Source organism: Devosia sp. MC521, from assembly GCF_014127105.1.
Lineage (GTDB): Bacteria > Pseudomonadota > Alphaproteobacteria > Rhizobiales > Devosiaceae > Devosia.
In genome coordinates, this window is sequence record NZ_CP059902.1 from 1,345,041 (window position 1) to 1,368,692 (window position 23,652).

General features: G+C 56.6%; 29 protein-coding genes. 26 read left to right on the top strand and 3 right to left on the bottom strand.

Translation table 11 applies throughout. The annotated features are described in order from the left end of the window. Nucleotides 1-42: 42 nt before the first annotated feature. Together H4N61_RS06440 and H4N61_RS06450 are read right to left on the bottom strand one after the other, a co-directional pair. Nucleotides 43-219: a hypothetical protein gene (locus H4N61_RS06440; protein WP_182395450.1), complete on the bottom strand. Its 177-nt coding sequence runs from the start codon at nucleotides 217-219 to the stop codon at nucleotides 43-45. A 652-nt stretch (nucleotides 220-871) separates the two neighbouring features. Further along, nucleotides 872-1,159, bottom strand: coding sequence for a hypothetical protein (locus tag H4N61_RS06450; protein WP_182395454.1), 288 nt, complete (start codon nucleotides 1,157-1,159; stop codon nucleotides 872-874). Nucleotides 1,160-1,993: 834 nt separating this feature from the next. Here H4N61_RS06450 and H4N61_RS06455 point away from each other — a divergent pair. The 23 genes from H4N61_RS06455 (at nucleotide 1,994) to H4N61_RS06565 (ending at nucleotide 21,002) form a co-directional block, all read left to right on the top strand. After that, nucleotides 1,994-2,311, top strand: a complete 318-nt coding sequence (locus H4N61_RS06455; protein WP_182395456.1) for a hypothetical protein — start codon at nucleotides 1,994-1,996, stop codon at nucleotides 2,309-2,311. Between the two features lie 530 nt (nucleotides 2,312-2,841). After that, on the top strand, nucleotides 2,842-3,039 hold the full coding sequence (locus H4N61_RS06460) for a hypothetical protein (RefSeq protein WP_182395457.1): 198 nt from the start codon (nucleotides 2,842-2,844) through the stop codon (nucleotides 3,037-3,039). Beyond that, complete coding sequence (locus H4N61_RS06465) at nucleotides 3,036-3,383, top strand: HNH endonuclease (RefSeq protein WP_182395459.1); 348 nt, start codon at nucleotides 3,036-3,038, stop codon at nucleotides 3,381-3,383. The genes H4N61_RS06460 and H4N61_RS06465 overlap by 4 nt, the downstream gene beginning before the upstream one ends. Before the next feature lie 368 nt (nucleotides 3,384-3,751). Continuing rightward, nucleotides 3,752-4,315, top strand: a complete 564-nt coding sequence (locus H4N61_RS06470; RefSeq protein WP_182395460.1) for a hypothetical protein — start codon at nucleotides 3,752-3,754, stop codon at nucleotides 4,313-4,315. Next, nucleotides 4,316-6,088 (top strand): terminase large subunit, encoded by a 1,773-nt coding sequence (locus tag H4N61_RS06475; RefSeq protein WP_182395462.1) that lies wholly within the window; start codon nucleotides 4,316-4,318, stop codon nucleotides 6,086-6,088. Between the two features lie 3 nt (nucleotides 6,089-6,091). Then, nucleotides 6,092-7,399, top strand: a complete 1,308-nt coding sequence (locus H4N61_RS06480; RefSeq protein ID WP_182395464.1) for a phage portal protein — start codon at nucleotides 6,092-6,094, stop codon at nucleotides 7,397-7,399. Then, on the top strand, nucleotides 7,386-8,267 hold the full coding sequence (locus H4N61_RS06485; RefSeq protein WP_182395466.1) for a head maturation protease, ClpP-related: 882 nt from the start codon (nucleotides 7,386-7,388) through the stop codon (nucleotides 8,265-8,267). The genes H4N61_RS06480 and H4N61_RS06485 overlap by 14 nt, the downstream gene beginning before the upstream one ends. A 12-nt stretch (nucleotides 8,268-8,279) precedes the next feature. After that, entirely contained in the window at nucleotides 8,280-9,539 is a 1,260-nt protein-coding gene (locus H4N61_RS06490; protein WP_182395467.1) for a phage major capsid protein, read from the top strand. A gap of 55 nt (nucleotides 9,540-9,594) precedes the next feature. Continuing rightward, nucleotides 9,595-9,990 (top strand): hypothetical protein, encoded by a 396-nt coding sequence (locus tag H4N61_RS06495; protein ID WP_182395469.1) that lies wholly within the window; start codon nucleotides 9,595-9,597, stop codon nucleotides 9,988-9,990. Between the two features lie 4 nt (nucleotides 9,991-9,994). After that, on the top strand, nucleotides 9,995-10,297 hold the full coding sequence (locus H4N61_RS06500; protein ID WP_182395471.1) for a head-tail connector protein: 303 nt from the start codon (nucleotides 9,995-9,997) through the stop codon (nucleotides 10,295-10,297). A gap of 9 nt (nucleotides 10,298-10,306) precedes the next feature. Further along, on the top strand, nucleotides 10,307-10,510 hold the full coding sequence (locus H4N61_RS06505) for a hypothetical protein (protein ID WP_182395473.1): 204 nt from the start codon (nucleotides 10,307-10,309) through the stop codon (nucleotides 10,508-10,510). Then, nucleotides 10,510-10,884: a head-tail adaptor protein gene (locus H4N61_RS06510; protein ID WP_182395475.1), complete on the top strand. Its 375-nt coding sequence runs from the start codon at nucleotides 10,510-10,512 to the stop codon at nucleotides 10,882-10,884. The genes H4N61_RS06505 and H4N61_RS06510 overlap by 1 nt, the downstream gene beginning before the upstream one ends. Further along, nucleotides 10,884-11,357, top strand: a complete 474-nt coding sequence (locus tag H4N61_RS06515; RefSeq protein ID WP_182395476.1) for an HK97-gp10 family putative phage morphogenesis protein — start codon at nucleotides 10,884-10,886, stop codon at nucleotides 11,355-11,357. Before H4N61_RS06510 ends, H4N61_RS06515 begins: the two co-directional genes overlap by 1 nt. A 1-nt stretch (nucleotide 11,358) precedes the next feature. Further along, complete coding sequence (locus tag H4N61_RS06520; protein ID WP_182395478.1) at nucleotides 11,359-11,799, top strand: DUF3168 domain-containing protein; 441 nt, start codon at nucleotides 11,359-11,361, stop codon at nucleotides 11,797-11,799. Between the two features lie 22 nt (nucleotides 11,800-11,821). Continuing rightward, entirely contained in the window at nucleotides 11,822-12,271 is a 450-nt protein-coding gene (locus H4N61_RS06525; protein ID WP_182395479.1) for a phage tail tube protein, read from the top strand. Continuing rightward, entirely contained in the window at nucleotides 12,271-12,642 is a 372-nt protein-coding gene (locus H4N61_RS06530) for a gene transfer agent family protein (protein ID WP_182395481.1), read from the top strand. Before H4N61_RS06525 ends, H4N61_RS06530 begins: the two co-directional genes overlap by 1 nt. A 26-nt stretch (nucleotides 12,643-12,668) precedes the next feature. Beyond that, on the top strand, nucleotides 12,669-12,923 hold the full coding sequence (locus H4N61_RS06535) for a hypothetical protein (RefSeq protein WP_182395483.1): 255 nt from the start codon (nucleotides 12,669-12,671) through the stop codon (nucleotides 12,921-12,923). A gap of 17 nt (nucleotides 12,924-12,940) precedes the next feature. Next, nucleotides 12,941-15,217 carry a tape measure protein gene (locus H4N61_RS06540; protein WP_182395485.1) on the top strand — a complete coding sequence of 759 codons (2,277 nt, stop codon included), beginning with the start codon at nucleotides 12,941-12,943 and terminating at the stop codon, nucleotides 15,215-15,217. Nucleotides 15,218-15,222: 5 nt separating this feature from the next. Then, a complete protein-coding gene (locus H4N61_RS06545) occupies nucleotides 15,223-15,903 on the top strand; it encodes a hypothetical protein (protein WP_182395486.1) in 681 nt (226 codons plus the stop codon). A 15-nt stretch (nucleotides 15,904-15,918) separates the two neighbouring features. Continuing rightward, nucleotides 15,919-16,476 carry a hypothetical protein gene (locus H4N61_RS06550; protein WP_182395488.1) on the top strand — a complete coding sequence of 186 codons (558 nt, stop codon included), beginning with the start codon at nucleotides 15,919-15,921 and terminating at the stop codon, nucleotides 16,474-16,476. A gap of 8 nt (nucleotides 16,477-16,484) precedes the next feature. Beyond that, complete coding sequence (locus H4N61_RS06555; RefSeq protein WP_182395489.1) at nucleotides 16,485-16,895, top strand: hypothetical protein; 411 nt, start codon at nucleotides 16,485-16,487, stop codon at nucleotides 16,893-16,895. Next, nucleotides 16,888-19,038, top strand: a complete 2,151-nt coding sequence (locus H4N61_RS06560; RefSeq protein ID WP_182395490.1) for a hypothetical protein — start codon at nucleotides 16,888-16,890, stop codon at nucleotides 19,036-19,038. Before H4N61_RS06555 ends, H4N61_RS06560 begins: the two co-directional genes overlap by 8 nt. A gap of 71 nt (nucleotides 19,039-19,109) precedes the next feature. Further along, nucleotides 19,110-21,002 carry an exo-alpha-sialidase gene (locus H4N61_RS06565; protein WP_182395491.1) on the top strand — a complete coding sequence of 631 codons (1,893 nt, stop codon included), beginning with the start codon at nucleotides 19,110-19,112 and terminating at the stop codon, nucleotides 21,000-21,002. Here H4N61_RS06565 and H4N61_RS06570 read toward each other — a convergent pair. Further along, a complete protein-coding gene (locus H4N61_RS06570) occupies nucleotides 20,974-22,041 on the bottom strand; it encodes an acyltransferase (protein ID WP_182395492.1) in 1,068 nt (355 codons plus the stop codon). The genes H4N61_RS06565 and H4N61_RS06570 overlap by 29 nt on opposite strands. 321 nt (nucleotides 22,042-22,362) lie before the next feature. Between H4N61_RS06570 and H4N61_RS06575 the strand changes: the two genes are divergently transcribed. The 3 genes from H4N61_RS06575 to H4N61_RS06585 all read left to right on the top strand — a co-directional run bounded on the left by H4N61_RS06575 (nucleotide 22,363) and on the right by H4N61_RS06585 (nucleotide 23,628). Next, nucleotides 22,363-23,046, top strand: coding sequence for a D-Ala-D-Ala carboxypeptidase family metallohydrolase (locus tag H4N61_RS06575; RefSeq protein WP_182395493.1), 684 nt, complete (start codon nucleotides 22,363-22,365; stop codon nucleotides 23,044-23,046). A gap of 2 nt (nucleotides 23,047-23,048) precedes the next feature. Then, a complete protein-coding gene (locus tag H4N61_RS06580) occupies nucleotides 23,049-23,282 on the top strand; it encodes a hypothetical protein (RefSeq protein ID WP_182395494.1) in 234 nt (77 codons plus the stop codon). A 127-nt stretch (nucleotides 23,283-23,409) separates the two neighbouring features. Continuing rightward, nucleotides 23,410-23,628: a hypothetical protein gene (locus H4N61_RS06585; RefSeq protein WP_182395495.1), complete on the top strand. Its 219-nt coding sequence runs from the start codon at nucleotides 23,410-23,412 to the stop codon at nucleotides 23,626-23,628. The last annotated feature ends 24 nt before the right edge of the window (nucleotides 23,629-23,652 follow it).

Sequence of the window (23,652 nt, forward strand, 5' to 3'; positions counted from 1 at the left end):
GTGCGGAGGGCTCAAGGTCCTCCGCCCGTCGTGATATAGCGTTTAGCTGTGTTTCTGGCCCATTTTGCCGTCTTGGGAATGTTTGTCATTCTTTGCGGCGCCAGCCGAACTCTTCTCATCGCGGCTCTTAGCGCCAGTGCCAGCTTGTTTTGTCATATCACCAGACTTGCCTTGATCGTTGCCAGAGGCATTGCGTTTGTCTGAACCTGAATTGGCCATGATATTTTCCTCCTATGAGCGCCTATTCTTAAGCAAGGTAAGGAATGGACCATGGGGGCTAGCGTTCCGCCAAATAGACGAAAGCCAAACACTATCGGGTGATGTACCATTTCTTGGAAGTTGGCTGGATCTGCCGTTGGCGATGTTTTCCTTAGTTTGAAACAAAGCGCGGACTGGTCCCACTTAGGGCATCAATCTCTATTTTCGCACGCTTTCTGGATCTTATTTTGTAACGCGACGCTTGGTTTGAAAACCACTACTCGACGCGGTTCAATTATCGCAGATTCAAGTGTTAGGGGGTTCCGCCCCAAACGCGCCAGCCTGGAGCGCACCTCGAATGTTCCGAAAGAAGTTAGCTTAACAAGCTGATCGTCGATGATTGCATTGCCAATCATCTCAATCGCTCGGCTCACGATGGTTTTCGCTTCGTCTCTGCTGAGGTAGGAGGCTCCATACGCCACTTCAGTTAGCCGCGCGCGAGTTATCGTTTTTGAGGGCATGAGCTTGGACTCAGATAGGGGGGTCAGGTTTGGGCGACGAGGTTATGAAATCTATGGCCCATTTCAGGCAAGGAGCATTTTGTTACTTTTAAAACGCAGAAATAACAAAAGGCTAGAGTAACGGGAGTTGGAGTGTCGCCTTCGCACGGATTTCAATTCGAGGGCGTTAAGCTAGGTGCAAAGAAAGCTTCAATTGCCTGATAAAAAGCTTCGATGTCCGCGTCTGAAACCTCAGCGCTCACCGTCTCTCCATCGGCAGACAGAGCTAGAACGACGAGACTTTCGTTCGGTTCGTCGGCAACAAGGTCTGTATTGAAGTCGAAGGATGGAAATTCTGCACTTAAATAGGCATCGAGGTCACCCAGTTTGCCACCTCGGCCAAAATAAGCTTTCTCCCAGCGGCGCGGCAAAACTACGCCGATTTTCGGTCTCTTCGACAATTCACAAAACCCATTCAAACTTATCGAACGGGTAAACTCTCAACAGAATGAAATGATCCACAGGCAAAAGCTCTGAACGCTGAGAAGCCCACGCTCATCTCGCATAGTGGCTCTAGGATCACCATATTTAGCTGGCGTAGATTAGCGTCACCGCCGCGTGGAGACAGCATGTGGCAGCGCTTCACGTGATCGTTGTCATGCGCCCGTCAACAGCCTCGCCAGTGGTGCCTTTCACCTGTGTCAAGGCATCTAAGTGGCCAAGTTTTTTCGAGCAATTCGAACACTGCACTTGCTGGTTCAAACTTACCCCTTCGATGTGCAATGTGTTTTGTTTTTTGCAGTGCGGGCAATTAACGGTAACGACAAGCATTGCGCGTTCCTTTATCGCTGTGGCCGCTCAGTTTCCGGCAGCAAAAGAACCTTACGCTTAGGAACTTTCAGTGGCGAGTCGAATAAGTAGAGGTAAATTTCGGTTTACGTGCGTGGTTTTGTAGTCATGACCCGACAGAGTCTTTCCACATTGTATGCGGTAACTGTGATCTGAAGAGCCTCGTGCTTTAAAGGCGGACAGTTTTCTGTCTCACTTGTTGGACGCGCCCATACGCGTTTAAAGGCAGAAATTCGTCACGCTGCTTGACAGCGGGGCACGGACAAGTATGATTCAGGTATTAGCGGTAAATGCGCCAAGCGATTTTGCTTTAGTGATTTGAATTGCTGAAGTTTTGATGTTTGGCACTTTTGAGGGGCACGCCAAAGGTGTAGGCCGCTAACTTAAAGGCAGTTGCTTCGGCGACTGCCTTCTTCTTTGGGTAATCACACAACATAGAGGCAACCATGCACATTCGCTCCTTCATTGGTGCGGCGCTGCTTGCTGTCTGCGCACTGGCGTTCGCGCCCGCTGCAATGGCAGATCCTGCGCCAGACATCTGCGTTCTCGAACTGCCCTCTCACTCCATCGACATCACCGCTCCTGAATTCCAGGCTCCATCTTTCGCTATCTGCGAGCACAAGGCGCTGCCAACCAAGTTGGCTTTCCTCAGTCCGGACGGCGATGATGAAGATGCTGCTCATCTGAGTTTCGTGAAGCTTCCAACCGCTTTCGACTTTGCCAGTGCGCGCCTGCATTACGATCCGGGCCGAACGTGGGCTTAGCCATCATTGATTGAATTCGGACGGCCCGCACAATTGCGGGTCGCCCTGTTTTTCCGGCTTCTGTCACAGAGGCTCGATAAGCAGGAATTGCAAATCAAAGATAAGACGCTCAGTCTAACGGCACAGGTCAAAACCAATCCGCAGCAGAAGCGACAAATCGCACGGTTGTGCCACTGAGATTAGGGATAGTCACTTTTCTAATTCGCCCGCCGATCTGAAGATATTTTTGTTCCGCTAGGTGGAATTCAATTCGATCTAGACCTGCGCCAGAGATGGTGCCCTGGACGTGCGGAGATTTGCTTTCAGTTTCTATTGTGACTGCGACGGCCCCAAAAGACGTTGTGTCACCATATAGTTCGGCACGATTTATCATGTATTTCTCCGGAAGTGGATGAGGACTATATCATCATCGAAAAATGCAGTCAAAACATGACCTTAGCGTCAAGTAGACTGCCCCCCCCCTCATCCGCAGCGTGCGCAGTCTCGCGTCATACCGGTGGGATGCCGGTAATCAATTTCAGGAGAGCATCGTGGAAGCAGGGTTCTTCTTTATCCTCGGTGGTATTGCTCTAGGGGTTGCCCTAGGAGTGCTCTGGGCCGGTGTTGATATGCTTCTGGGCATGCAGACGCTCTCAGAACATCGCTTTGTAGGCCTAGTGTTTGTCAGTTCGATCATCACGCCAATTGCTTTGGCCGCTGTGGCGCTCTGGTCGGAGTTTCGTGGGTGATCAAGGTACTAAAGCCTCGGCTGTCCTCGCTCCCTCCCAAGCTTAAAACCACAAGAGAGATCAGAGACAAGCGCTACAGCGCCGATGCTACAGTACGCAGCTGGTATCACTCCGCTCGCTGGCAGAAGCTCCGAGAGGCTGTGCTTATCCGTGATCTCTACACCTGCCAGCACACAGGCGTGATCCTAACTACTGGTAGGACAGAGCCGAGCGCTGCGGTCGTGCACCACAAGACCCCGCACAAGGGTGATGAGCATCTGTTCTGGGACATCAGCAACCTCGAAGCAGTGTCGAAGGAGTGGCACGACAGCGAGGCGCAGAAGGAAGAGCGGAGGCAGCCATAGCCGCCAGCGCCGCCCCCGTTACCGAATGCCACAATAGGCGACATACCCAAGCGATGCGCAAAGGGCGCGTGCATAGCCTGTCGCTGCGCCCCAGGTGGGAAGCCAAGCAACGATGCGCCCGTCCAGCACGACGTAGTAGTGGGCTGTTCGCCCTTCTGCCCGAATGCTTCCGATCGATACTAAGTCCATTGCTGTGCCTTTCAAGTTGGAGCAATGGCCCATTGATGGGCTGCGAATGGTTGGGACGCTAAATGGGGGGGCGGTCAAAAGTCCGGAAGCCCCTCGTCTCCCGCACCCACGTCGGCCTCACGCAGAGATTTTTTTGCTGGTTGAAAAACGAGGGTGCGAACCAAGGCGCGTACAGACCCATGACAGACAAAAAAAGCGCCATCGATTGGGCCTCTATTCGAAAGGAATTCGAGGCTGGAAAGCAGAGTATCCGGGCGATTGCCAAGTGGTACAAGATTTCCGATGCCGCGATCCGCAAGCAGGCCAAAAAGCACGGCTGGAAGGTTGCGAACCAAAGCCAAAGTTCGCACCAAACGCCAAGTGCGAACCAGCCCTCTGTGGACCTCACGCCAGCGGAGCAGACGAAGGTTGAGGACGTGATCGGTCGCGGCCGAAATATCGCCGAGCGCCTGCTTGATGAGCTCAGCGCCGAGACGCTTCATAAGGGTGAGATGGAAGTCATCATCCAGCTCAACGAAACTGACCCAGATCGCATCAGTGCCCTCAAACAGGCGGTGAGCCTTCCGACCAGGGCGAAGACTTTGCAGACAATCGCGCTGGCGCTGAAGACTATGGGCGAAACAGCGGCAGAGACTGCGAAGGGCAAGAAACAGCAACGACAGGCTGCAGCCGACGCAGCAACAGCCCCGGGCAATCGGTTTGCACCTCGACAGGCACCTCGTCTGGTTGCGGACAACACTTAAATGCCAAATTGGAGCACTGCCTGCCTTGACTGGGAGACACGAATTGTCTCCCAGCGATCGCTGATACCGTTCGCCCCGCTGTTCCAAAGCGAGGCTGAACACGCGCTGGAGGTCTTCAAATCTCTGCGTGTCGTCGATCTGCCCGGGCAGCCGACGTTCGGCGAGGTCAGCGACCAGTGGGTATTCGACTTCGTTGCAGCCATCTTCGGCGCCAACGATCCGGAAACAGGCAAGCAGCTCATCACCGAGTTCTTCCTGCTGATCAGTAAGAAGAACACAAAATCCACGATCGCTGCGGCGATCATGTTGACGGCCCTAATCGTAAATTGGCGAGCTAATGAGGAAATCCTCATCTTGGCGCCGACGATCGAGGTTGCGCAGAACGCTTACAAGCCAGCGGCCGCAATGGTGCGCGCGGATCCTGAGTTAGATGCTAACGCTGGCGTGAATGGTTTCCTGCACGTTCAAGACCATCTTCGGACCATCACGCACTTGAGCAACAAGGCCGCGCTGAAAGTCGTCGCAGCTGATACAGATACGGTTTCCGGAAAAAAGGCCGGCCGCATCTTCATCGACGAGCTTTGGGTCTTCGGAAAGCGGCCCAATGCCGATGCAATGCTGCGAGAGGCGACGGGTGGGTTGGTTTCGCGGCCTGAAGGCTTTGTAATTTACGCTTCAACGCAGAGCGACGAGCCGCCAGCGGGCGTTTTCAAGTCGAAGCTCGACTATGCTCGCCAAGTGCGAGACGGGCAGGTTGTCGATCCTCAGTTTTTGCCGGTGCTCTACGAATTCCCAGAGCAGATGCTCAAGGACAAGGCCTACGAGGAAGCGTCCAATTTTTATGTGACCAACCCCAATCTGGGGAGGTCAGTTAGCCAGCAGTGGCTTGAGCGCGAGTTCATCAAGGAGAAAACAGGCGAGGGCAGTGGCCTCCAAACCTTTCTCGCCAAGCATCTCAACGTCGAAATCGGTCTCAACCTGCGGGCAAACCGCTGGCCCGGTGCGGATCACTGGGCGGCAGCGAAGGACACGGAGCTTGGCTCGCTTGGTCATTACGAAGCGCTTGAGCGGTTGCTTGAGAGAAGCGAAGTGGCCGTGGTGGGTATCGACGGCGGTGGGCTTGATGACCTTTTCGGGCTTTCAGTCCTTGGCCGAGAGCCTGCCGAGATCGAAGTCGAGTTTGAAATCGACGGGGTGAAGTCTACTCGGCGAATGAAGCGTTGGCTAAGCTGGTCGCATGCCTGGTGCCACAAGGGTCTATTCAAGCTCCGGCCGAAACTGGTCACGCGGCTCGAAACGCTGCAGGCAGCGCGCGAACTGACGGTGCTGGATGATCCACTCGGCGACGTCGCTACGATCATCGAGCATATTACTCGTATCAAAGACATGGGATTGCTTGGTGGTGTGGCAGTTGACGCTTCCGGCTTAGGCGAAATGGAAGATGCCCTCGACGAGATCGAGGTCACTCAGGAAGCTGGCCTTTTAGTTGCTGCGCCCCAAGGTGGCTGGATGATGAGCAGTATCAAGGGCGCTGAACGTCGCCTTGCATCTGGGCTGCTCAAACATTCCGGCGGCCCGCTGATGAACTGGTGTGTGCCAAACCTGAAGATCGAGCCAACTGCGACCGGCATCCGGGCGACAAAGCAATCTGCCGGTGACGCGAAAATTGATCCGGCCATGGCGATGTTTAATGCGGTGACGCTGATGTCCCGCAACCCGGCCGCAAAAGGCGGGCCGTCCATCTATGAAACACGCGGATTGAGGATGATTTAGCACATGGGCTTGCTCGACCTCTTCCGTCCATCGTCAGTTGCAACTTCGAGAGTTCATGTCGAACCTGTGCTGGTGCCAGAAGTGGAACCGACTGGGGGGGCTACCTCGGGCCAGGTGTCAGCCGCCTTCTATGATTTCGATGATCCCCGTTTGATCGACTTCATGCGGGCAGGGAATATGACAGAGGCCGGTGTCTCTGTGACCGTGCCGGCGGCGATGAAAAACACAACTGTCCTCCGTTGTGTGTCGCTCATCTCGTTCGCCATTGCTTACTTGCCGCTCCACCTTCGCGTGAAGGCGACGAAAGAAAAGGCGACTGATCACCCATTGTTCAGGCTGCTGCACCGCAAGCCTAATCCCTGGCAGACCTCGTTCGAGTTCCGAGCGCTAATGCAGCAGCGGGCTCTTACGCATGGCAGCGCATATGCTCGCATCGTCTGGAGTCGCGACGTTGTCCGCCGGCAACGGATGCCAAAAGTCCTGATCCCGCTCGATCCTGACCGTTGCGAGCCGAGGCAGCGCGACGACTGGCAGATCGAGTACGTCTATACGCGACCGGATGGCAGCCAGACCATTTTGCCGCCTGATGAAGTGCTGCATCTCCGCTACGGCCTTTCAGAGGATGGCATTCGCGGCATGTCGCTGGTCAAGCAGGCGGCAGAGGCCATTGCCTTGGCAATCCAGACAGACAAAGCGGCTGCCCGGCTATTCCGCAACGGAATGGTGTTGGGCGGAGTGATGGCGGTCGAGGGGAAGCTCTCCGATCCTGCCTTTGAGCGCCTGAAAGCTCAGATGGAAGAGCGCGAGGGCGCTCAGCACGCCCATAAGTGGATCATTGCGGAGGAAGGACTCGAAGCAAAGCCCTTCGCCGCCAGCGGCAAGGATTCCCAGCGGCTGGAGACGGCGCAGCATCAGATCGAGGAGATTGCCCGTCCGTTCGGCGTGCCCCGTCCACTCTTGGGCGTCGACGACACGTCCTGGGGTTCGGGCATCGATGTGCTCGGTCAGTTCTTCGTTCGGTACGCCCTCAATCCTTGGTTCGAGGCCTGGCAGCAGGCCATTGAACGCGATCTGCTGACCGACGAGGAAGCTGATCTTTACGAGGCGAAGTTCAACGAAGGTGCGCTTCTTCGCGGCTCCATGAAAGATCAGGCCGACTTCTTCAGCAAGGCGCTCGGCGCCGGCGGCCATCAGCCATGGATGGATTACGAAGAGGTCCGCGAGACGATGGACCTGCCAGAGCGCGAAGTCGCGCCAAACCCGATGACGAGCAAGCGCGCAGCCACAGGAGATCAGAATGACCCAGCGTAATCCGCGCGTCTTTGCCAAGGCTCGTCCTGGAGCGATGCCAATGCCGGCGAGCCGCGACGTCTCCGCGCTCACCAAGCCGCAGGTTTTCGAAAAGTGGTCGGCTGATGCCGCCGGTCTTCGGCCAAGAGCGCTGGAGCAAGGCGACAACGTCATCACTATGTTCGACGTGGTGGGTGAGGACTTCTGGACCGGTGGCGGCATAACAGCGAAGAAGGTGGCGGCCCAGCTGCGCGCCATCGGCGACCGGCCGATCACCTGCCAGATCAATTCGCCCGGCGGCGACATGTTCGAAGGCATCGCCATCTACAATGTGCTCCGCGAGCATCCGCAGCTTGTGACCATTCAGGTTATGGGCATGGCTGCTTCGGCAGCTTCCATCATCGCAATGGCGGGCGATACGATTGAGATCGGCGCCGCGTCATTCATCATGATTCACAACTGCTGGGTGCTCGCGATGGGCAACAGACACGACATGCGCGAGACGGCCGATTTCCTTGAACCATTCGATCAGGCCATGGTCGATGTCTATGCGCAGCGCACCGGCGGCGATGCGAAGAAAATCGCTAAATGGATGGATGATGAGACGTTTATGTCTGGCTCCATGGCCATTGATCGCGGCTTTGCGGACGCACTGCTCGATGCTGACGCTGTGAAAGTTGATGAAAAGGCTCAGGCGCGCGATCGCGAGGTCAATGATCTCCGCGCCTTGGAGCTTGAACTGGTTTCTGCGGGACACACGCGCACAGAAGCGCGAGCCCGCATCAACAAAATCAAGGGCACGCCAGGCGCTGCCCTCGATGATGCCACGCCGGGCGCTGGCGAAGACTGGTCGGGCCTTTCGGCCCTGCTTAACACCCTCCAAAATTAGAGGAGCTTCAAGATGAAGCACTATTCTCCGCCCGCGTTGCTTGCGCGGTCGACGGCGCTCGTTACCCCGCGCGCTGTCACTGGTTTCGGTCCGCGTGCCGATGCCTCCGATCCCAAGGCGCTGATCGAGGCCCTGAACAAGTCTTTTGAGGAGTTCAAGGCGGCGCACGACCAGAAGCTCAAGGCCAAAGTCGATGACGTCGTGCTGAACGAGAAGATCGACAAGATCAACTCGAGCGTCGGCGAATTCCAGACGGCGATTGATGAACTCAACGCCAAGCTTGCAGCGGCCGAAATGGGCGCGGGCAAAGGCAAGGTCATTGATCGTGAATACACGGACGCGTTCAACGCCCACTTCCGCAAGGGCGACGTCAACGCCGCTCTCAACAAGGGCGCCGACGACGAAGGCGGCTATCTGGCTCCTGTGGAGTGGGATCGCAGCATCATCGACCAGATGGTCGAGATCTCGCCCATGCGCCAGATCGCACAGGTCCAGACGATCTCCACGGCCGGCTTCAAAAAGCTCTATAATCTTCGCGGCACCGGCTCTGGTTGGGTCGGTGAAACAGCATCTCGCCCGCAGACCAACACGCCCGAGTTCGGCAGCATGACGTTCGCCACTGGCGAGCTCTATGCTAACCCTGCCGCCACGCAGCAGTTGCTGGACGATGCCGCGATCAATCTGGAGCAGTGGCTCGGCGGTGAGGTGCAGACTGAGTTTGCCTATCAGGAAGGCATCGCCTTCGTGTCCGGCAATGGCACCAACAAGCCGTATGGCTTCTTGACATTCGTCACGGGCGCTGCCAACGCCGCGGTGAACCCACTGGGTGCAATCGCAGCCACAACCGCCGCATCCCAGACGGCCATCACGTCGGACGAGCTGGTAACGCTGGTCTACTCGCTGCCGGGTGAACTGAGCGGCAACGCCCGGTTTGTGATGAACCGTCTGACGCTCTCCTCGATCCGCAAGCTCAAGGACGGCCAGGGCAATTACCTCTGGCAGCCTTCCGCGCAGGCGGGGCAGCCTTCGCAGCTTCTCGGTGCACCTGTCACCGAGATCGCCGCAATGCCGAATGCGGCAGCCAGTGCAATCCCCATCGCGTACGGCGATTTCCGCCGCGGTTACCTGATCGTGGATCGCCAGGGCGTCCGTGTTCTGCGCGATCCCTACACCAACAAGCCCTACGTGATGTTCTACACCACGAAGCGGGTTGGCGGCGGCGTTCAGGATCCGCAGGCCATCAAGGCCCTGAAGATGGCGGCGGGTGGCTAACAGCTGACATAGGGCGGCCTACGGGCCGCCTCAACCTCTCATCCGGAGAACTATCATGGCCGTGAAGAAGCCTTCGACTACCGCTGCACAGCCAGCGGATGCCAATGAACATGTCGCCGAGCAGGATGCTGCAAAGCGTGCAGAAGCTGCCGAAGCTGCGACCGTCCAGGCCAAGGAAGAGGGCCGGCTGCCCGAAACCATGGCTGTCACCAACCCGGCGCCGGCAACCGAGATGGAGAGCCCCAGCGGCGCCTTCATCGAGCCCGAGATCAAGGAAGCAGTTCCGAACGAGCATCCCGCCGTAGACAATAACCCGCGCGCCGACACTTCTGCTGTGCAGAACGGCGGTGATTTCAATGATCCCCGCCGGCGCCATCCGAGCGATCCCAACTTCGAAGGTCAGGGCCTCGACCTGAGCGTCTACGGCATTCAGACCAAGTCCGAGGACTAAAACCATGGGCAACGTCGTCATCGCCACTCTCGGCCCGCTCTACACGCTCGACGAAGTGAAGCAGCATCTTCGCGTCGAGGGCGAAGATGACGACACGCTCATCGAGGCCATGATGGATGCTGCCGAGCAGCAGGTGCTCCAGTTCTGCAACATCTCCTTGGTCCCGTATGGAAAAGAAGCGACGTTCAAGGTTGCTGCGCTTATGGGCATCACCGCCATGTATGACAACCGGGCAGGCGAGGGCGAAGTGACCCTTCCTGCATCCTCCCGCAATCTCATCAATCCCTATCGCTGGCTGCGAGTTTAGGAGCCCATCATGGCTGATCGCTTCAAGTTCACCGACGACTTCGACTACAAGCCGACATCTCAGGTCACCATAGCCTTCCGCAAGGGCCATGAAGGTGAGATCGTCACTGGCGCTGCTGTTTCTGGCCAGATTACTAACGCCGTGGTCACTGCCGCCATGAAGGCAGGCAAGGGCCAGAAGGTCGGCGTTCCGAACAAGCCCTCCAAAGACTGATGGCTGAGAACTTTCGGCGGGCAGGGGCGCTGCGTGAACGTCTGCACTGTCAGTTTGCGGCTCCGCTCGATGACGGCTGGGGTAATCCACTGCCTGGCGCTGGCGAATTCGAAAACGCTTTCCCCAAGCCGATCGCCGCTGGGCTGAAACCGCGCACAGGTGGCGAGGAAGTAACTGCCGCTCGCTTGGGTGGTCGCCAGCCTTATGTGGTGACAGTCCGGAATACATCTCAAACTCGCCAGATCACAACGGCATGGCGCTTAGTGGATGCCAACAATCCAAGCCGCGTGTTCGCAATCACATCACCCCCGGCAGACCCTGACGGCACCAACCAATGGCTTGAGTTTATCGCGGTTGATGGCGCGGTGTCGTAATGGCTACCCGCATCCAGGGGCTCGAAAGCCTGAAGCGGAAACTGCGTGCCTTTCCGAAGGCAGTGGAATCCGAGATCCGCAAGGCAATGGAGCAAAGCGCCAACGAGATCGTCGCCTTGGCTAAGTCTCTGGCTCCTGTAGATAGCGGCGATCTTCAAATGTCCATCAGTTGGACTTGGGGCGAAGCGCCAAAGGGGGCGATCGTTCTTGGACGCGTGAAGTCTGGGGCTACCGCGACGGGCAACATGAAGATTACGGTCTTTGCAGGCGGTGGCGATGCTTACTATGCCCGCATGATCGAGTTCGGGACTGCGCCTCACCTCAATGGTGGGCGGTTTGCTGGCAGTAAGCATCCTGGCTCAGCAGCGCAGCCCTTCTTCTACCCGGCATATCGCGCGGTTCGAAAGCGCGCCAAGGGCCGTGTAACGCGCGCCGTCAACAAGGCAGCCAAACGCATCGCAGCCGGGGGCTGAAATGGAACCAAGCTATGATCTGCAGCTCGCGGCGCTGAACAAGCTCCGAGAGGTGGCAGCGCTTACCGCAATCGTCGGCAACAAGATTTATGACCGTGTGCCTGAGAAGCTTTCTGGCGGTGCGCTCGTTCCTGATGTCGCCAGCCCCTACATCAGTTTTGGGCCTGTAACTTCGGCCCCTGTCGATGCCGATTGTATCGACGGCGAAGAAATCACTTTCCAGATTGACGTTTGGTCGTGGGGCTCTGGTCTTGCCTATGGCTCCGTCCAAGCCCGTCAAATCGCAGGACTCGTCAAGAAGGCGCTGCACAAAGCGGACCTCGACCTCTCAACCAATGCGCTCGTGTCCATCCGGCACGAAATGACCCGCATCCTTCGCGAGAGCGACGGTGTGACCAACCATGCCGCGATCCAGTTCACGGCCACTGTCGAAACCCTTTAATCCAACATCTTAGGAGGCCACTTTGGCTAAACCCGTCACTACGAAGGGCGGCTTGCTGCGCATCATGCTCGGCAGCGGCTCCGAAACTATCGTCTATGCGGCTCCATGCGGGCTCACATCTAAGTCTCTGACGATGACAAAGGGCCTTGAAGAATTTCAGGTGCCGGACTGCGATAATCCGCTGTTGGCGGACTGGGTTGGCCGCGATGCGACGAGCCTCAGCATGTCGGTATCGGGCGAGGGCGTTCTTGCTCAGGCTGCCGTCGACACTTGGCTGTCAGCTTGGGAGAGCCCAGATCCTGTGCCGGTTAAAATCGAAATGGAATTCCCGACCACAACTTGGACTTGGACCGGTGCCATGCACGTTGAAACCGTCGAAGTGGGTGCGCCGAACAACACCGGGCGAGTCACTGGCAATTTCTCGCTTCAGTCCGATGGTGAGATGGTTCGCACTTCTGCCGCGACGAGCTAATGAGCCGTTCGGGAAAAACGCCGCCACTCGACTGGGCGGACGGCACATATGAGTTCGCCCTCGGTTGGGGCGAACTCAGCGAGCTACAGGATGCGTGCAATGCCGGCCCATTCGTAGTGCTGGCGCGGCTTGCGTCCAGCCAGTGGCGAATTGAAGATGTTGCGACAACGATCCGGCTCGGGTTGATAGGCAGTGGCGTCGATCCCGCCAAGGCACTCAAGCTGATAAAGACTTATGTCGAAGCGCGGCCGCAAGACCTCGTCGTGAACGCATCATTTGCTCGCGGCATCTTGGAGACGTCGATTGTGGGGGCGCCAGAAGAACCGCCGGGGGAGCCCAAGCGGCGTCGGGCGAAGAAGGCGAGCGACTAGACGATCTGCCGAATGGCAAGTTGCGAATGTCGCGGATCTACGCCGCCGGCGCTGCAATGGGCTGGACAGCTCAAGAAGTTGACCGGACGTCTATGTGGAAGTTTTGGGCCGCTTGGCACGGCTACGTGCGCGCAAATTCTCCGCAGCAAAACAACAAGCTCTCAGAGACTGAAAAAGACCGCATCTGGGCAAGGATGCAGGAAATGGACACGCCAGAAGGCGTACCTGTCACCGTGACGTACCTTTGGGACGGCGCGACCTTCCTGCCTCAAATCGCATAAAACTTCAGTGAGGCAAGATGGCAACTGACATTGAGCGCCTAATCGTCTCGCTAGAGGCGAGCACCAACAAATATGAGCGTGCTCTCGCCAAGGCCAACAGCGAGACAGATAAACGTGTTGGCTCCATGCAGCGTCAGTTTGACGGCCTGAGCAGAAGCGCCCAAGGCATGCAGGGACGGATGGTCGGCGCTTTTGGCTCTGTTGGGCGAGCGTTTGGCGTCCTCGGGATTGCCTTGACCACTACGTCGATCATCTCCATGACGTCCGCTTGGACAGACTTGAACTCGCGAGTGAATAACGCTGCTGGTGGTATAGAGCGCGGGGCCGCCGTAATGGGCCGTCTGTCTGAGATGGCGCGGCGTACGTATTCCTCCCTAGAACAGACCTCTGAAGGTTACCTTCAAAACCAGCAAGCGCTGTCAGCCCTAGGCTACAGCACCGAGCAGCAGCTGGACTTAGTTGAGACGCTGAATAACGCGCTCGTCGTTGGCGCGGTGCGCGGTCAGCGAGCGCAGTCGGTGATGGATGCCTGGTCAAAGGCCATGGCCTCAGGCTCCCTGCGTGGCGAGAACCTTAATATAGTCATTCAATCGGGTGGACGCCTTTCGAAAGCCCTCGCTGACAGTATGGGGGTATCGGTAAACGAGCTTCGGAAGCTGGGCGAAGAAGGCAAAATCACGACCGACAAAATGTATGGCGTGACCAGCCAAATGGAGGCTCTGCGCGTTGAGGCGGGAAATATGCCTGCAACGGTCGCAGACGGCTTCATTCTACTCAAAGACGCCGTCATGATCTTCGTTGGAGAAGCTGACAAGGCAGTTGGTTCAAGCGCCGCGTTGGCTGAAGGGATTATCGCGATCTCTGATGCTATCAGCAATGCGCCAGAGCAACCATTGTTCGATAAGGTGTTCAATGGCTTGGGCAACGAGCTGGCACAGTTCCTTTCTGAGGGTGCCCGCGAAATTGCATACATAGCTCAGATACTCGATGCCTTGTCTAAGCTCGGGAAGTCCCCCGCGGATGGGGTTGTCGCACTCAACGAAGCACTCGGTGGCAATGTTCGCACCGCAGAGGAATATGAATTAGCGCTAACCGACGCAGAGCAGGCGATTGTAAATCTAGCGGTTAATACCAAGGGGCGATTTGGAGAAGTCGATGCAGCAGTGCAGGATCTCTTCAATCAGATACTCAAGGGCCGTGGCAGCGTCGAGAAAGCTCATCAGGCGGTTGAGGCACTGGCTTCAGTAAACCCGGATTTCGCAGCACTCAAAACGGGTGTGTTGGGTGTCATCGATACTTTCTTCGCGATGAGGGATGCAGCGAATGCGGCGCGGGCCGCTGCCGCAAGCACAACAAATGATTTGGGCGACATGCCCAGTTGGCGCCAGTTCGGGAAGCAGTTCGCGCCAGACCTATCTAACGACGGAAAGCCTGGCGGCCCCTCAATCCCTTCCAGCTTGGGCAGCAAAGGGGGCGGCAAGTCTGCAGGAGATAAATACGGAGACAGCATTGAGCAGTTCCAGCGGAAGATTGACATGCTCAAGCAGGAGACAGCGCTAACAGCTGCGCTTAATCCGCTGCTCAATGATTACGGCTACGCCAAAGAGCGACTAAAGGCCGTACAAGAACTTGAGAATGCCGCCATCAGAGCTGGCCTAGATTTGGGGCCTGATCAGCGAGCACAGATTGAAGCACTGGCAACTGGGTACGCAACTGCGACAGCAGAAGCGGCTCGCCTTGCAGAAGCTCAAAACAAGGCGCGTCAGACTGCAGACGAACTTGCTCAGGCTGGCCGCAATGCTCTTGATAGCATTATTGACGGGTTTCTTGAGGGGAAAGACGCTGGCGAACTGCTGAACAGCGTCATGCAGGACCTGCTCAAGAACCTGATCAAAATGCGCATCAACGCAATTGGCGGTGGTCTATTCGGCGGCGGTGGCGGCGGGATCTTCGGCGCTATCGGTAGCATGTTTGGTTTCGCTAAGGGCACTGCAAACACCGGTGGCCGTCGAGGTGAAGCCCGTGGCGTCGTGCACGGTCAAGAAGCAGTTATCCCACTTCCGGCAGGCGGCAAAGTGCCAGTGATTGTCCAAAGCCCGCAGCACTCCCCTCAGGCCGCGCAGCCGCAGGCTTTGACAGTTCACGTCGAGACAAATGACGAGAAGATGTCGGCTTACGTCACTGATCACGCCGGGCGCGTGGTCGGCGGTGCTGCCCCTGCTTTGATCAGAACCAGTGTTAACGCTTCGCCAGCCGCCACGGCTGAAAAGCAACTTCGGTATGGGATGGGTTAGGCCGAATGCCTGAAATCTACAATCTTTCCTTGCCGATCACCGACAGGACCGACCCGCGTTTGGTGCCTAACACGCGCTCGGGCGGTTCAGCAATCAATGGCCAAGAACAGATCATCTCTCCGCTTTCGTCGGTGTGGAAGTGGACGATCAATCTGCCGTTGAACAACGAAGCCCGCGTTCGCGGGTGGCGTATGGTTCGGCATCAGTTGCAGGGGCGCTGGAATTACGTCCGCATTCGCGTTTGCGATCGATATCGTTTGAACCGCAATGAGATCGGAGCTTCGGGCAGAGCGCCTGTACTCTATGCTGACGGCGTACCGCACAGTGACGGCGCAGGCTTTAAGCTTGCGCAGCCGAGCGCAGAGATTCTCGCTTTTGCGCCCAAGGGTGCCAAATCCATTGGGATTACCGCAATTGGGCTCAATGATGCCATGTCAGCAGGGCTGTTCTTCTCTATCGCCGATCGGCTGTATGTCATCACCAACTGGGAAAAGATTGGCGACACCTATCGTCTGGGCTTTGAGCCCGGATTGCGGGTCGCTGCTGTTCCGGAAACCGATGTAGTCGACTTTGACGCCAAAAGTGTTTGGCGACTGGAAAGCGACGATGAAGGGCGTGCGGACCTTCGCCTAGGCCGCTTCGCTACAGCACAGATCAATCTCATCGAGCCGCTTGGCTGGACCTAAGCAAGGGTATCTCACATGTTGCCACTTGTGGTTCGCGAGCTTGCCGAGGGCAGGCGCGTGGCAGTTGCTGTGCTGTTTGAATTCGAGTTCGCCAGCGGCACTCAGCGCTTCACGGATCGGGAAGGCTATCTGACGGTCGACGGCCACGAATGGTTGGGACTTGGCCAGTTGCTTTCTGTGTCTGGCCTTGAACAGAGCGTGAAGATGTCCGCGCCCCAGGCGACTTTTATGCTTTCAGGCGTCGACGCGTTTCTCGTCAGCGTGGCGGCTAATGGTTCGTATGAAGCGACTGGGAGACCTTGTGCTGTCTACCTCCAGTTTTTGACAGAAGCGGGGACGTCGCTAGATAGCAAGATCGCTATCTGGGCCGGGGTCATGGATACGCCCCGCATGTCTGCACGGCTTGGCCAACAGGCAATTTCCCTTACAGCAGAAACGCTTTTTGTTGATCGTGTGCGTGCGCCGTGGGGGCTCCAAACTGACACTGACCAGCAAGCGCGTTGGCCGGGGGATCGCGGTTTCGAGTTCGCGCCTTCCCTCCTGTTCAAGACCGTCAATTGGCTTAGAGCTTAGGACATTCCATGCAACGCAAATTGATTGAGTTCCTGCACGCCAGTGCGGGTCGCCGCTTTGTGCTGGGCCAAAATGATTGCTGCCTGCTTATGGCGGATTGGTGGAAGGCCGTGCACGGCGTTGATCCGGTTCCTGAGTGGCGAGGCGCGTATCGCACCGAGGCAGAGAAGCACGCTCTGATTGAACGCGAAGGTGGCCTACCTGCTTTCATCAATCGGCTTGCTGATGCTGTCGGCGCGAAGCCAACTGATAGCCCTGCGATGGGCGACATCGGCATCATCGATCATAACGGCGTTCCTTACGGCGCAATTTGTACTGGCACAGCTGGCCCCGCCAAGTGCTGGGCAGTGCGTTCCGAAACCGGTATCGCGTTTGTCACCGCTCCTACCGTCATTGCTGCGTGGTCTATCCATGAGTAGGTGGAGGGATGATAGCGGCCGTAAGAGCCGGGATCCGCGTCGACGCCGTGACCCATTGTCCATCGGCGTCGCCTTCCTTGTAAACATCGGCTGGGGCGGTGCGATCACAGGCTTAGGCGCGACCTTGGTGGGTTCTGCCATTATCGGCGCTGGGGTGCTTGGCGCCTCGGCCTTGCTGAACGCCTTCACTCCGAAGCCGCAATTCAACACGCCGACACCGCAGGACCGACAAGCCACTGTGCGTCAATCGACGGGTGCGCGCGTCCGCTTTTATGGCACAAACAAGGTTGGCGGAACGCTCTCATTCTTCGAGAGTAAAGGCGGCTTTCTTTATTCTCAGACGACGCTCAATGAAGGCGAAATATCGCAGATCAAAGAGGTATGGCTGAACGATCAGCTCGTTGCAATCGGTGGCGATGGATACGTTACAACCGATCCTTATGAAGTGAATTTCGGGTTCGGTGGATTGAAGAAGGTCGCTCGTATCTTGTTCCGCATGGGGCAGAGTGCGCAGACGGCTTATAGCGAACTCATCTCAGCATTCCCCGGCGTCTATACCTCCGCGCACCGAATGCGTGGCGTTGCAAATGCTCTAACGATCTTCGAAGAAGTCGAAGGAGAGCAGATCGGCAAGGTCTACCCGCAGGGCCCGCCAACTCTGCGCGTGGTTGCAGACTTTTCTCTGGTTAAATCGGTTCGCACGGGCGTTCGCATATTCTCGGACAATCCGGCAGACTGCGTTTATGACTACCTCACCGGACGTGATGGCGCAGGTTTCCCGTATGGGGCGGGTTTTCCAGAGAGCAAAATTGATCTTGCTAGCTTTCAGGCCTTCGCGAACCTCTGCGATCAGCCCGTGCCACTAAAATCTGGCGGTACTGAAAAGCGTTATCGCCTGGCACTTGGTTACAGCCTTACCGAAGAGATGCGCTCGGTTCTCGGCCGCATGTGCCAAGCGTGTGACGCCGACCTTTACATTAATTCTGCAGGCAAGATTGCCATCCGTGGCGGCAAGTTTACTGCACCCACCCTAATGTTAGACGATAGCAAGGGGCACATCATCTCTGCCGACTTCCAAAGGGGGCAGGGTGCACTGGTCGCGTTCAATGAACTGACGATCAAGTACACAGATGCGGCGCAAGGATTTGTCGAGACAGAAGCGCAGCGTTGGGTTGACGCTGTTAACGTCGCACTCCGTGGTCGTGTATTGCCTCACTCGTTGGACCTGCTTTGCGTTCCTTCGCATTCTCAGGCCCGGCGCGTTGCGAAGATCTACACCCACAAATCTAACCCAGTGTGGACAGGAACAATTGTCACGAACTTCTACGGCCTCAACGCGATCGGGGAAGAAACACTGACGATCAAGTTCGGGCCAATGGGGATTGACACAACCTTCGCTATCACCGGCCTGCAAATTCTTGACGATTTAACAGGGGTGCAGCTTCAACTCTCGTCGCTTAGCCCGACTGCTTATGCATGGGATGCGGCGCTGGAAGAAGGAACGCCTTCAGGGGTTGCACCGGGAACGGGCGGCGGAACGAGTTTACCTTTACCCACGAGTATCACTGCCGCAACGGAGCAGGTCGCTATCGATGGGTCTCTCGTCGGCGTGCGTCTAATCGTAGGTTGGACAAGGCCACCACGTGAAGCCTTGGGCGTTCATGCACAATACAAGAAGAGCACTGAGAGCGTCTGGCAAGACATGCAGACGGCCGACGATCGCAGCTTCGCAACTTCGGCTCTGGTGGATGATGGTGGCACATACAACTATAGGGTTCGCACTCTATCGCCCGCCGGTTCTCCGGGCTCGTGGTCTTCGGTGGGCAGCATAACTGTCACGGCCGATCCGGTTGCGCCGGGGGTAGTCACGGCTGTCTCAGCAACGGGAGGAACAGCGCAAATCACCTTCGGTTGGTCCGCTCCGAACAGCGCCAACTACGCAGGCTCTCGGCTTTACATCAACACGTCCAATTCGATGACCGGCGCCACTTTGGTAGCTACCGAGTTTGGGCCTCCAAACATCGCGGATACGCGTGTTGTGACAGGCGTTTCAGCCGGAACGCGTTATGGTTTTGTAGTGGCGATAAACCGCTCTGGAATTCCAACTACAGCAGTCGCAACTGGCGCGATCACAGTCTCCTAATTTCTCGCAGAACCAACACCCTACAAGGCTGCCATCTCGGCGGCCTTTTTCTTTATGGAAAGGCTCCTATCGTGTCCCAAACGATCGATCAGGTATTTCGTGACTTCAATACAGAGGGGGTTCCTGCCTCTGGTGAGCATTTGCCAGACAAGAAAGATATCCGCTCACTTCTGAAAATGATCCAGAATAGCGGCGGTCAATCGATCACCCGTAACACGCTTGCCGCTCTGAATGCCGTCATCCCTCCCAATGAGAACTATATGGGCATGGTGCTAACCGGCGCTGGTGCGGGTTATTACAGCAGGTCTGGCGGCGCTTGGCTATTTGGTCGTCCTTTCCCTGATACCATTGCTGGCGTCACGCTATCTGGCAGCGGAACGGCTCAGACTGGAATGCCTAGCCCCGGCGTCAATCCGGCATCGGTGCTGGTCTACTTCGCAGAGGTCACCACGCCGAACACTGACACGCTCAAGCTCACCATCGGCGGTGTTCAGCGCGATGTTGTGAACGCTGCGGGCAACCCGCTGTCTGCAGGCGAATGGACAGGAGGCGTCCTGTTCCGAATTAATCCTGCGGGTAAATTCCAGCTTATCAATGATGCCGGTGCTGCTGTAGCTGCCGCTGCAAGTGCGAGTGACGCCAGTGGCGACGCGGAGCGCGCTGAGGAGGCTGCTGAGCGAGCTGAAACGGCGTCAGCTGGCGTCGAGTATCCAGTTAGTTACGGTGGAATCCAGTTGCTGGGTCCTGGTCAACGAGCACAGGCTCGCGAGAACGTGCGAGCGGTAGGCTATGACCCTCAGTCGATTGCGGAGCCAGAGCAAGAGCAGGCGCGCCTCAATATCGGTGCAGACTATTCGAAGTTGGCCACACTATTGGCCTCCTCGCGTAGAATTACCTACCATGACCCAGGTCGTAACAAGATGGGTCATGCGTTAGGAATTCTGCCTAATGGCCGGATCGTTGTCTGTTATCGGAGCGCAACTACGCACAACATCGCAGTGTCGAGGATGGAGGCGATTTTTAGTGACGATGGCGGGCTGACGTGGTCCGCGCCGGTAGTAGTCGCATCTCTCGCTGACCACGACTATCGGAACTATTCTGCTGGCGTCACCCAGAATGGCGTTTTTGTTGTCGCCACCGAGGACATTACCGTTTCGACAGGGGGGGCGTCGGGAAATAGAACGCGCTTCTACTTTTCGCTGGACGGAGTCGCGTTTGCTGAGCGAACAAGTGCAGCAAGTAACCCCGCAATGACTCGGATTGTTCCCCACGGAAGCCTAGTACTCCGCAATGACGGAACGTGCTATTTCCGCTGCTACCATGGGCATGCCAATCCAGCGGCAAATGCCGATGGCGACCAGTCATTATTCTCGTCGTCCGATGATTTTCAAACCGCCACATATTCTACTATTTGGGACGGTCCCGGCCTGAGCGGCCCAAACCCTGCAGAGCCGTATACTGTAGCACTCGACGCAACGCACCACGTATCGTTCATGCGACGTGAGAAGACTGGAGACGACACCCCGCTGTTGATGAAATCTGCCGATGGCGGCATCACGTGGGGCGCACCACAGGCAATTACCAATATCGCTATGGGCAAAAACCCGCCGTGCCTTTGGTATAACAGCGCCAGAGAAACGCTTTATGCAATTTGGCCATCACGGGGGCAGACTCATCTCGCGGATGGGGCGACACGGTGGATGTTTCCGTTTTATTACGCGAGTATTTCCAAGGCACAGCTGATCGCTGGAGGCGCTGTTTGGAGGGCGCAAACCCCATTTGCGGTATTTTCTCCCGCTCAAGCCGGAAGTTTCCCCGATAAGCCGGGTGGGGACGGAGACAGTGGTCATCCGCATGTCTTCGAAGCACACGGAATGACATTCATGCTTTACTACAGCGGTAGTCATGGATCGCTGGGATCGGACCTTTATATAGCTAATCTGTCGGTGCTAATCGGGATCTGAAAGCTGGAAGGTATTTGAGGTCCCGCATTGGTTTCTCGAAGTATCGATAGGTCAACGTAGCTAAAACCAGACTGACTACTATCGCTAGCAATGCTTGGATCCCCAAGTCCGCGTTTACGTGCATTTGCACGCGATACCAGACCGGGTAGTGGAGCAGGTAAAGCGAATAGCTGATTTCGCCTAGAAAAAGCGCCAATGCTTCCATCCGAGACCGCAATTCTAATAAAGAAGCTATGGCGATCACAAGCAAACTCGCCATGATCATTATTTTGGCTGGCAGCCCTAAAATTATTTCCTGGCGAGAAATGGACATTGCGGACGGAATAAAGAACATGGCGACAATAATGATCGCTAAGATTGGAGGCAATAATGAGGAAAGTTTCTTATGCTGGAGCATAAACTCTACAATCCTCGGTCTCAGTCTAGCAAGCAGGGCCCCGCCGATGAAATATACAAGAAACGTGGGAGCCTGAGTGTAGGCCATCCATTGATTGTCTATAACTGGAGTTGTGTAGCTCCACGCGGTCATAACATGATTGATAAAGGCGGCAAACAAGAGCATCCCCGCCAGGGCGCGAAGGTTGCTGATGCAGAGTATCAGCGGGAACATTAGATAAAATACTGCTTCGATGCCGATACTCCACCCGCCAGGAACCATAGAGGTTGCTCCTGGTGTGGCTAGCCCGAAGAACATAGTGACGTTTAACAGGTATTTTTCCCAAATCCCGGGCGTGGCTCGGAGCATATAGAGTTGATATGTAGCCACAACAAAATACAGTGGCAGAATTCGAAACACTCGCGAAACGAAGAAATTCCCGAGGCTTCGCCCATTAAGGCGCTTTTCGCCATAGACGTATGTCAAAGCATAGCCCGAAAGCGCGAAGAATATATACACTCCGTAGGTGCCGACTGCGTGAAAAGTTCCGACGCCAGCCTCGTGAAGGTAGTGGTAGAACATTACTGCAATAGCGCAGAGCCCTCGTAGGAGGTGCAGACCCAAAAGTGTTGGCTGTTTCTCTTGGGTGCTTGGTGCAGTCATTACTATCTCTCAGCTAATGCAAATCGACTAGCGCAGATGGGCGCGATACGCAATTGCGTTGGTGCGCTCGCGGCCGTGTCCTCCAAGTTAGAACTGAATTGCGGTAAGGGTAGCCGTAACGGTTTGGAACAGCTTGCGGCGCTTTCCTCAAAACTGAACCATACACTAGTGCTTAAATCGATAGGAGACTAACGATGGGGGCACAGTTCCCAGCGGACTTCCTTGCTTTCTCAAAGCAATGGGAGGGCTTCCGCGCGAAGTACTGCCCAGGTGCAACGCGCCACTCGGCTTAAACCACACCCACATCTTTAGGAGGCCAGCATGGCCAAGGTATATCGCTCCTGGCGGGATTTCCCGCTGGGCAATTGGCGCTGGCCGAATTTCAAGCCAGAGGAAATCGCCAGCAATCGCTTCATCAACGGCAAGAACGGGCCGAAGGAAAAGGCACAGCTTCTTGTCGATGAGCGCAGCATGGACATGTTGCAGGCCCTTCGCACAATGCTGCGCAAGCCGCTGATCATCAACAGCGCCTACCGTACCGAGACTTATAACGCGCAGATCGGGGGTGCGCGGAATGGCTATCACCCCAAGGGCATGGCGTTCGATGTCTCGATGGCCAACCATGATCCGGAAGCGTTTGAGGCTGCTGCTATTGAAGTTGGGTTCCGGGGCATCGGTCATTACCCCAACAGCAACTTCATGCACATCGATAGCCGCCAGAGCGCTACGGTTGTTCGGTTCAAAGGTACGGGCAAGAACAATGCTTGGTTCCCAAAGAGCGCAGGCACGTTCTCAGGGGCAGAGCCGCCCAAAGAAACCCTCAAGGACATCATCACCAAGCCGGAAGTGCTGACCGGTGCTGGCGGCGTTCTTACCGGGGCAGGGGCTATCACTCAGGGCAATGGGCCGTTCCAACTGGCGCTGGGTATCGCGCTTGTGGTGGTCGTCTGTGCTTTCGTGGCGTGGTTGATAGCAAAGCAATTCACAGGGCAGCGCGAGGTGTAACGATGCTCCGCAAACTGAAGATGATCGGGCTCGCTTTGGCGGGCTTTTTTGTTGCCCTCGGCTTGGCGTTCTTGAAAGGGCGCAAGGCCGGGGTTGAGCATATCGAGCGCGAGCAATCGGCGCGCCGTATCCAGTCCATGAAAGACCGCAAGGAGGTCGATGATGAAGTCTCTAACCTTGGCAGCAACGATCTCGATAGCGACCTTAATCGCTGGCTGCGCGACCACGACCGGTGATTTCTGCGACGTGTCGAGCGCTATCCGACCGTCAGTTTCGGACGCCATGACAGACGGCACCAAGACGCAAATCTTGGCTCACAATCTTTATGGCGAGCGCGCCTGCGGCTGGAAAGGGCGATAGTGGATGAGCGGTAGCATAGAACGCGACATCGGCCGCCTCTCAGCAGAGGTCGAGGCTTTACAAAAGCAGGTAGAGGCGCAGGGCGTCATGATCCGCGAAATGCGGGACGTTATCGTTCAAACTCGGGGGAGCTGGAAAGTCCTTGTCGCAGTTGCGGGGTTCGCAGCTACGCTATCAGGTCTAGTCGTTTCGGCGGCTCAGTGGTGGCCATGGCGGACGTAGCTATCTGCCCACATCATGGGGTGC